Raw genomic sequence first — 7,884 nt, 5'->3', positions numbered from 1 at the left:
CACCATGTTATAGAGAAAGCCGTTCCCGCACACCCGAATCACCAGGTCCTGTCCCTGTTCCTCCACCTGCACAGAATAAAGCGTCCGCACAGTGGATTCCACTTGTGCCTTCGTCTGGCAGAAGCTTTTGAAATCATGCTCCCCTTCCAGATAAGCTGCAGCCTCCTTCATATGGTTTACGTCCAGCTTATAATAGGTAAAAAGAGCATACAGACGTTTCACCGGCATGGGAAACTGTGCCCTGTAAATACGGTATTCATAGGTTTTCCTGCTTTTACAGCGTCTGGGATGCCAGTCGGGCGCCGTTTCCTCCGATTTCTGGATGCGGATGTCCTCGGGCAGTCTTTGATTCAGCGCATAGGATATTTTCCCGGCAGGCATGAGACTTGTCGTGTCAAACACAGCAATATTCTCCAGGGCATGTACGCCTGCGTCTGTTCTGCTTGCGCCCGTCACCTGAATCTCTTCCCCAAAGAGCTCACTGAGACATCTGTTTAACTCGCTCTCTATGGTCACTGCATTTTTCTGAAGCTGCCAGCCATGGTAGCCGGTGCCGTCGTAAGCCACCTTCAGGCGTATCTGTCTTGTTTCCATATCTTGCCCTCTTCTCTGATTTTCCGGCTTCGTTTTTCGTAAGTCTGAAGGCTTACCGCCTGTTTAGAGAGGAAGCCTTCCCAATACAATGCTTACCGCCAGATATACAGCAATGCACCCGTAGGCAATAAAATCCCGCCTTTGATAAATTAAAGGCTTCATCTTGGTACGGCCTTCTCCGCCTCTATAGCATCTCGCTTCCATAGCCATGGCCAGATCATTGGCTCTGCGGAATGCAGAGATAAAAAGGGGTACCAATAAAGGAACCATAGCCTTGGCCCGCCTGATAAGATTGCCGCTCTCAAAATCTGCGCCCCTGGCAATCTGCGCCTTCATAATTTTGTCTGTTTCCTCCAGTAAGATGGGGATAAAGCGCAGCGCAATGGACATCATCATGGCCACCTCGTGCACCGGCACCTTAATAGCCTTAAGGGGGCGCATCATTTTTTCCAGCCCGTCCGTGAGATTGTTAGGCGTGGTAGTCAGAGTCATCACAGAAGAACCAATAATCAGCAGCGTCAGCCTGATTGCCATAGAGACGGCAAGACGCAGTCCTTCTTCTGTAATCGTCAGCCTCCAGAAGGTAATCAAAGGAGTTCCCGGGGTTAAAAACAAATTAAAAACCACCGTGATCAAAAGTAAAAACACAATAGCCTTCATCCCTTTGACCATAAACCGAAAAGGCACCCTGGACAATCGGATTACAATGGCAAGGAAAAGAGCTGCCACTGCATATCCCAAAAAGTTTTGAAAGAAAAACAGGGAAATAATATATAACAGTGTTCCTCCCAGCTTCACCCTGGGGTCCATTTTATGCAGGATGGAATCTGTCTGATAATATTGTCCCAATGTAATATCTCTAAGCATATGTTTCCTCGCTCATCTGCTTCATCCTTTCAGGGCCCGGAGAATTTCCTCCGCGGCCTCATGGATGGTGGTAGCGTTCACATCCACGTCAAGCCCTTTTTCCTTCAGGGCGTGCATAATATAAGTCACCTGGGGAGCCGCAAGGCCTACCTCCTCCAGCTCTTTGTAATGCTGGAAAACCTTTTTGGGCACATCGTCGAACATTACGCTCCCCTTATTCATTACAATAATACGGTCCACATATTCCGCAACATCCTCCATACTGTGGGACACCAAAAGTATGGTCATTCCTGTCTGGGTCTGAAGCTGCTTGATCTGCTTTAGGATATCATCCCTTCCTCTGGGGTCTAAGCCCGCAGTGGGCTCGTCCAGAATCAGCACCTGGGGCTGCATGGCAAGGACTCCTGCAATGGCGGCCCGTCTTTTTTGTCCTCCGGAGAGCTCAAAGGGAGATTGATAAAAAAATTCCTCTCCCAGCCCCACCTTCTTAAGCGCATCCGTGGCGCGCCTTTTTACTTCCTCTTTATCCAGTCCCAGATTTTTAGGTCCGAAACACACATCCGTAAACACGTCTATCTCAAAAAGCTGATGCTCTGGATACTGAAATACCAGCCCCACCTTGCTGCGCAGCTTTTTCATATCATAATCCTTTTCATAGATATCCTCACCGTTAAAATAAATGTGCCCCTCTGTGGCTTTTATCAGACCGTTCAAATGCTGCATCAAAGTAGACTTTCCCGACCCCGTATGTCCGATCACGCCTACAAACTGCCCGTCGGGAATGGTCAGACAGATATCATTCAGCGCCCTTAGGGCAAGGGGAGTGTCCTCTCCATAAATGTAATTGACATGCTCTAAAACAATCGACATTTCTACTCCAATCCAAGAGCCCTTATCAGCTCATCCGTAGTCAGGATTCCATCCGGCAGGGGAATTCCCTGTTTTTTCAGCTCATAGGCAAGCAGCGTCACCTGGGGCACATCCAGCCGAAGGCTTTTTAGCTTTTCCACCTGGGAAAAAATTTCCCGGGGCGTTCCCTCCATGGCTATTTTGCCCTGGTCCATTACAAACACCCTGTCGGCGTGAATAATTTCCTCCATGTAATGGGTGATGAGAACCACCGTAACTCCCTCCACCTGATTTAACCCCCGGACGGCCCGGATCACTTCCTTCCTGCCGCTTGGATCCAGCATTGCCGTAGGTTCGTCCAGCACAATACATTTGGGGTGCATTGCCAGAACGCCGGCAATGGAAACTCTCTGTTTCTGCCCTCCGGAAAGCTTATTGGGGGAATGCTTTCTGAATTGATACATGCCCACTGCCTTAAGGCTTTCCTCCACGCGCTCCCAGATTTCCTTTGTGGGAACCCCCATATTCTCGGGGCCGAATCCCACATCCTCCTCTACCACCTGTCCGATAATCTGATTGTCCGGATTCTGGAATACCATGCCCGCTGTCTGGCGGATATTCCACACATTTTCTTCCTCATTGGTGTCCATGCCGTCCACCCATATGGTTCCCTCCGTGGGGTTTAAAATGGCGTTCATATGCTTGGCAAGAGTGGACTTACCCGAACCGTTGTGGCCCAGAATGGCTATAAAATCCCCCTGCTTAATGTTAAGGGATACATCGTTCACCGCCTTGGTAACGCCCTCAACGTTGCCCTCTTCGTCCCGCCGGACATATTCATATACAACATCTCTTGCCTCAATAATTCCCATATTTCACTCGCCTTTTCTTTTCATCAGTCCACAGGATTTCTTCTCCGGGCAATAGCCCAGCTTTTTACATTTCGGTGCGAAATAATTGTTTACAATGTATTCCCATTCCTCTGAAATCTTTCTCAGCTCAGCAAGAATATCGTTCATTAAATTTCTATATTCCCAATTTGCTCTGTTGCATAACCGCTGCTGTGCCATATCCAGCAGATTTCTCAGGTTTCTTTTGTCAACGATCTTTGTTTCCATTCCCAGGGGCAGAAGCAAAGCCACGTCCTCCCGCGGTATGTTATATTCATTCAATAAAATGTCCGCATGCTTTTTTATTTCATTTAAACAGCTCTCATAACATTTGCAAGCCGCTTCATTCCGTTTTACAGAATTGGGCACTATAGCTTCAAAATTGCTGTAGTCGATATATCTGGTGCTCGCCTGCAGCCTTGTAGGGCCGCCTCCAATGTGCGTATACCATTCACGTATCACTCTTGCGGAGTATCCCTCCAGCACCATCTCAACGTTCACATACTCAAGGACACGCCCGTGCCCTGACTCAAGGCAGTCCAATCCTCTCTTATAGTTTTTGGCGTTATCTTGGATATCCCCTCCCCAGCACACTCCTGCCCGCTTTCCCATCAGGGTAAGCGGATTTTTCGTTGTCTCATCCAATATAATCACTTTTCCCATCTTTCTTCTCCTTGCCCTTTCCAGTTATACGCTGAATATTGTATCAAATTGTCCGGGATAAATCAATTCATTCCCCCTGTGCACACATTTTTCTATCCCCAAGCTGCGGATTTACAAAAAAGTCAGGGCATGATATGCTAGCAGTATATTGAAAGTACCCAAAATACACATGAAAGGAAGCTTTTATGAATATAGATAAAAATAAAGTAGTGAAAATGCTTGTAACCCTGACGGCAATCTGCCTCCTGGTCGGCAGTCTTACAATGCTTTTGGGGGGAAATTCCATGACGCTCAGCGAATACGCAGCACAGCAGGGCATTGATACAAAAGAGCAGACTGCACAAAACGATTCTCTCGACGCCAAAGAGGAAGCCTCTAAGAACGACTCCCTTGCATCAGTAGATTCATCTGCACAGAGCAGCTTGGATGAAACGACGGAAAACCTGCAGACGGAAGCAGAAGCTGCTGCTGCAAGCCAGCTGACCGGCGCCTCCCTGAACGGGGACTCCGTGCTTGCGCAGCGGGTCACCTACACGGATGCCTTTTACTACGAACCACTCTCCGATCATCTCAGACGTTACATTACAGGTGTTTCTTATCCGGCGGCTTCAGAGGGCGCCGAAGGCAGCCAGGAGCTGGCCATAACCTATGATGACCTGAGATATCTGCACATTCTTCATTATGATTTTGAAGGTAATCCTGCAGAAGGGGAATTGATCTGCAACCAGGCCATCGCTCAGGACCTGGTGGAAATCTTTTACCAGCTTTACCGCAATGAATATCAGCTGGAAAAGGTTCGGCTGATTGACGAATACGATGGCGATGACACAGCCTCCATGGAGGATAACAATACTTCCTGCTTCAATTACCGTGTGGTGGAGGGAACCACCTCCCTCTCCAAGCATGCCCTGGGACTGGCCATTGACATCAATCCATTTTACAACCCGTATGTCACCTATGAATCGGACGGCAGTCAGAAGGTTTCTCCCGCCGACGCTTTGGATTACGCAGATCGGTCCGCCCACTTTCCTTATAAGATTGATGAGAGCGATCTGTGCTATAAGCTGTTTACGGAGCACGGTTTCACCTGGGGCGGCAACTGGAACAGCAGCAAGGATTATCAGCACTTTCAAAAAACGCTTGATACATGATCTGAAAGAGCACATAGGCAAAAGAACCGATGTTCCCATCGGTTCTTTTTTTGATCATTTTATACAAGCTCAAGCAAAACTTCAAGCGCTGCATCACCCTTGCGCTGGCCAATCTTAACGATTCTGGTATAACCGCCCTTGCGGTCTGCATACTTGGGTGCATATTCATCAAACAATTTTGCAACCAGGTCCACTTCCTTGGTATTTCTCTTTCTTCCTGCTGCTTCCTTGGGAACGGATACAACGGGATTCAGTACCCGCAGCATCTGACGTCTCACATGAAGTCTGGAGGGCAGGTCCTTTTTGATCTCCTTCTCAACAGACTCAAACTTAGTAACCTTCTTGCCGTCTACGACTTCCTTTACTCTTTTGCCGTCCTTGTCCTTGACAGGAACCTTGGCGGTAACCTTTACCATCTCGAAGTTATCCTTCTCCTTCACTGCCATGGCAATGAGGCCCTCTGCAATCTTTCTCACCTCTTTTGCCTTCGCTTCCGTGGTAACGATCTTTCCATGATAGATCAATGCGGTTACCTGATTTCTTAATAATGCCTTTCTCTGTGCAGAATTTCTGCCAAGTTTTCTGTACTTTGCCATAATAAATTATTCCTTTCTCATTTATGGTACATCCGGCCACGCTCTTTGGACTTACTTACCGAATGTCTGGCATCTGTTTCAGACGCCGGTTTCAAGTGCCATTTAGAGATAACCACAGCCGCGCCCTTTGGTCTTACCAGCCGGGGATAATCCTTCCTTATATCTAGCTTTCGTCGCTGGGATTCAGCTGCAGCCCCAGCTCCTTTAACTTTGCCAAAACCTCTTCCAGGGATTTGCGGCCCAGGTTGCGGACCTTCATCATATCCTCTGAGGTTTTGTTGGTCAGCTCTTCCACGGTATTGATTCCTGCTCTCTTGAGGCAGTTATAAGAGCGGACGGACAGCTCCAGCTCATCGATGCTCATCTCCAGCACCTTTTCCTTTTCGTCGTCCTCCTTCTCGGTCATAACCTCCGCCTTCTGGGCGCTCTCAGAAAGATCAATAAAAAGGCTCAAATGCTCGCTGAGTACCTTTGCAGCCAGACTGACAGCCTCATCCGGAACCAATGTGCCATTGGTATATACATCCAGCGTCAGCTTATCAAAGTCCGTAATCTGGCCTACACGGGTATTCTCAACAGTAACATTGACTCTCTCCACCGGTGTATAGATGGAATCAATGGCAATCACACCGATAGGTAAATCTTCCTGTTTGTTTTTATCTGAGCTTACATAGCCGCGTCCCTTTGTAATGGTGAGCTCCATGTAAAGCTTGGTATCCTTGCCGCTTAAGGTAGCGATCACCAGATCGGGATTCAAAATTTCGATATCCTGATCAGCCTGTATATCGGAAGCGTGTACAATGCCTTCGCCCTCAAATTCAATATATGCGGTCTTTGCCTCGTTGGTATCGCTGTTATTCTTGATGGCCAGGCTCTTAATGTTCATGATGATTTCAGTTACATCCTCCTTTACGCCGGGGATGGAGCTGAACTCATGCAACACGCCTTCGATTTTTACCTGACTGACTGCAGCGCCGGGCAGTGAAGAAAGCATAATCCTCCTCAGAGAATTGCCCAGAGTAATTCCGTATCCTCTCTCCAGGGGTTCAACTACGAATTTACCGTACTTCTTGTCTTCTGAAATCTCGGCGACCTCAATATTGGGTCTTTCAAAATCAAACACTGCAAATACCCTCCTTTACGAACATTTTTTCCAAAGACACAAGCACTCCGAAGCTATAAATGACAGCGGATATCCGGCCGCTGTAAAATATAGCCTCAGAGGCTGACAGGGCTTATTTGGAGTACAACTCGACGATATACATCTCGTCTACAGGAACATCAATCATTTCTCTGGTGGGAAGGTTCTTGATGGTTCCCTTTAAATTCTCAATATCAACATCCATCCATTCGGGTACCAGTCTGCCGCCGGTTACTTCAACAATATCCTTATATCTCTGCATGGATTTTGCCTTTTCCTTGATCTCAATCACGTCTCCGGCCTTTATCAGATAGGAAGGAATGTTCACTGTCTTTCCGTTCACCAGCACATGTCTGTGGCCTACAACCTGCCTTGCTTCTCTTCTGGTTCTTGCAAAGCCCATTCTGAAAACCACATTGTCCAGTCTGCTTTCCAGCATGATCATAAGGTTTTCACCGGTCATGCCCTTCATTTTATCCGCCTTCTCGTAATAATTTCTGAAAGGCTTCTCCAGCACACCGTAAATGAATTTCGCCTTCTGCTTTTCTCTCAGCTGAAGTCCGTATTCACTTACCTTCTTGCCGGATCTTACCGGATTTCTGTTAGATTTTTTGTCATATCCCAGATAGGAGGGCTCCAGACCCAGGGATCTGCATCTCTTTAATACAGGTACACGATTTACTGCCATTTTTTATTTCCCTTCTTTTTTGTTAACCTTGAAATCTTGTTGCGCTTCGCGTTTGTCCTGCTTTCGCACTCGTCCTGCTTGCGCATGACGGCGCAAAGACCTTCCGTCCTGCGACGCAGCGGCCTTCCGTCTTGCGACGCAGCGGCCTTCCACATGACACTCGAAAATCCTGCTGCTGCGCAGCAGCCGCGCTTCGCGCTCATTGATTTTCTCGTTTGCTCGTCGGGTGAAAACAAATGCCGACGCTGTCGGCGCTTGTTTTCCTTCCTCCTCGCATATTGTTTACAGTGCGGGGGTATACCGGGCACTTTCTTCCAACGGGTTACTTTTTACAAATATTATACTCTACGGCGTTTAGGAGGACGGCATCCATTGTGGGGAACCGGAGTTACGTCGCGGATGCTTACCACCTCAAGCCCGCAGGCAGAGAGTGCTCTGATTGCAG

10 protein-coding genes are annotated in these 7,884 nt (G+C 47.9%); 1 reads left to right on the top strand and 9 read right to left on the bottom strand.

The genetic code is table 11. From position 1 onward, the window contains the following. From truA to AC1WIP_RS07990, 5 genes are all read right to left on the bottom strand, one after another. Positions 1-594 (bottom strand): tRNA pseudouridine(38-40) synthase TruA (truA, locus tag AC1WIP_RS08010; protein WP_481141354.1); only part of this gene is annotated, 594 nt, incomplete at its 3' end. 63 nt (positions 595-657) lie between these two features. Beyond that, positions 658-1,461: an energy-coupling factor transporter transmembrane component T family protein gene (locus tag AC1WIP_RS08005; RefSeq protein ID WP_481141353.1), complete on the bottom strand. Its 804-nt coding sequence runs from the start codon at positions 1,459-1,461 to the stop codon at positions 658-660. Between the two features lie 21 nt (positions 1,462-1,482). Next, positions 1,483-2,331, bottom strand: a complete 849-nt coding sequence (locus AC1WIP_RS08000) for an energy-coupling factor transporter ATPase (protein WP_481141352.1) — start codon at positions 2,329-2,331, stop codon at positions 1,483-1,485. Positions 2,332-2,333: 2 nt separating this feature from the next. Next, positions 2,334-3,182, bottom strand: coding sequence for an energy-coupling factor transporter ATPase (locus AC1WIP_RS07995; protein ID WP_481141351.1), 849 nt, complete (start codon positions 3,180-3,182; stop codon positions 2,334-2,336). A gap of 3 nt (positions 3,183-3,185) precedes the next feature. After that, positions 3,186-3,863: an FAD-dependent thymidylate synthase gene (locus AC1WIP_RS07990; protein WP_481141350.1), complete on the bottom strand. Its 678-nt coding sequence runs from the start codon at positions 3,861-3,863 to the stop codon at positions 3,186-3,188. A 185-nt stretch (positions 3,864-4,048) separates the two neighbouring features. On the opposite strand from AC1WIP_RS07990, the gene AC1WIP_RS07985 reads away from it, so the two are divergent. Continuing rightward, positions 4,049-5,014 carry a M15 family metallopeptidase gene (locus AC1WIP_RS07985; RefSeq protein WP_481141349.1) on the top strand — a complete coding sequence of 322 codons (966 nt, stop codon included), beginning with the start codon at positions 4,049-4,051 and terminating at the stop codon, positions 5,012-5,014. 59 nt (positions 5,015-5,073) lie between these two features. Here the strand turns inward: AC1WIP_RS07985 and rplQ are convergent, their stop codons facing one another. The 4 genes from rplQ to rpsK form a co-directional block, all read right to left on the bottom strand. Further along, positions 5,074-5,610, bottom strand: coding sequence for a 50S ribosomal protein L17 (gene rplQ / locus AC1WIP_RS07980; RefSeq protein ID WP_318705617.1), 537 nt, complete (start codon positions 5,608-5,610; stop codon positions 5,074-5,076). Between the two features lie 163 nt (positions 5,611-5,773). Continuing rightward, on the bottom strand, positions 5,774-6,733 hold the full coding sequence (locus AC1WIP_RS07975; RefSeq protein ID WP_318705616.1) for a DNA-directed RNA polymerase subunit alpha: 960 nt from the start codon (positions 6,731-6,733) through the stop codon (positions 5,774-5,776). Between the two features lie 112 nt (positions 6,734-6,845). Further along, positions 6,846-7,439 carry a 30S ribosomal protein S4 gene (rpsD, locus tag AC1WIP_RS07970; protein WP_481141348.1) on the bottom strand — a complete coding sequence of 198 codons (594 nt, stop codon included), beginning with the start codon at positions 7,437-7,439 and terminating at the stop codon, positions 6,846-6,848. Between the two features lie 338 nt (positions 7,440-7,777). Next, the coding region (gene rpsK / locus AC1WIP_RS07965; RefSeq protein WP_481141355.1) for a 30S ribosomal protein S11 at positions 7,778-7,884 on the bottom strand (107 nt) is incomplete at its 5' end.

The organism is Acetatifactor sp., assembly GCF_982438285.1.
The sequence above is the reverse complement of the archived record's forward strand: the minus strand, read 5'-3'. Positions and strand labels throughout refer to the sequence as shown.

Coding starts and splice junctions, on each gene's coding strand:
- rpsD (WP_481141348.1), bottom strand. CDS start 7,439: ATGGCAGTAAATCGTGTACCTGTATTAAAGAGATGCAGATCCCTGGGT.
- AC1WIP_RS08005 (WP_481141353.1), bottom strand. CDS start 1,461: ATGCTTAGAGATATTACATTGGGACAATATTATCAGACAGATTCCATC.
- AC1WIP_RS07995 (WP_481141351.1), bottom strand. CDS start 3,182: ATGGGAATTATTGAGGCAAGAGATGTTGTATATGAATATGTCCGGCGG.
- AC1WIP_RS08000 (WP_481141352.1), bottom strand. CDS start 2,331: ATGTCGATTGTTTTAGAGCATGTCAATTACATTTATGGAGAGGACACT.
- AC1WIP_RS07990 (WP_481141350.1), bottom strand. CDS start 3,863: ATGGGAAAAGTGATTATATTGGATGAGACAACGAAAAATCCGCTTACC.
- rplQ (WP_318705617.1), bottom strand. CDS start 5,610: ATGGCAAAGTACAGAAAACTTGGCAGAAATTCTGCACAGAGAAAGGCA.
- AC1WIP_RS07985 (WP_481141349.1), top strand. CDS start 4,049: ATGAATATAGATAAAAATAAAGTAGTGAAAATGCTTGTAACCCTGACG.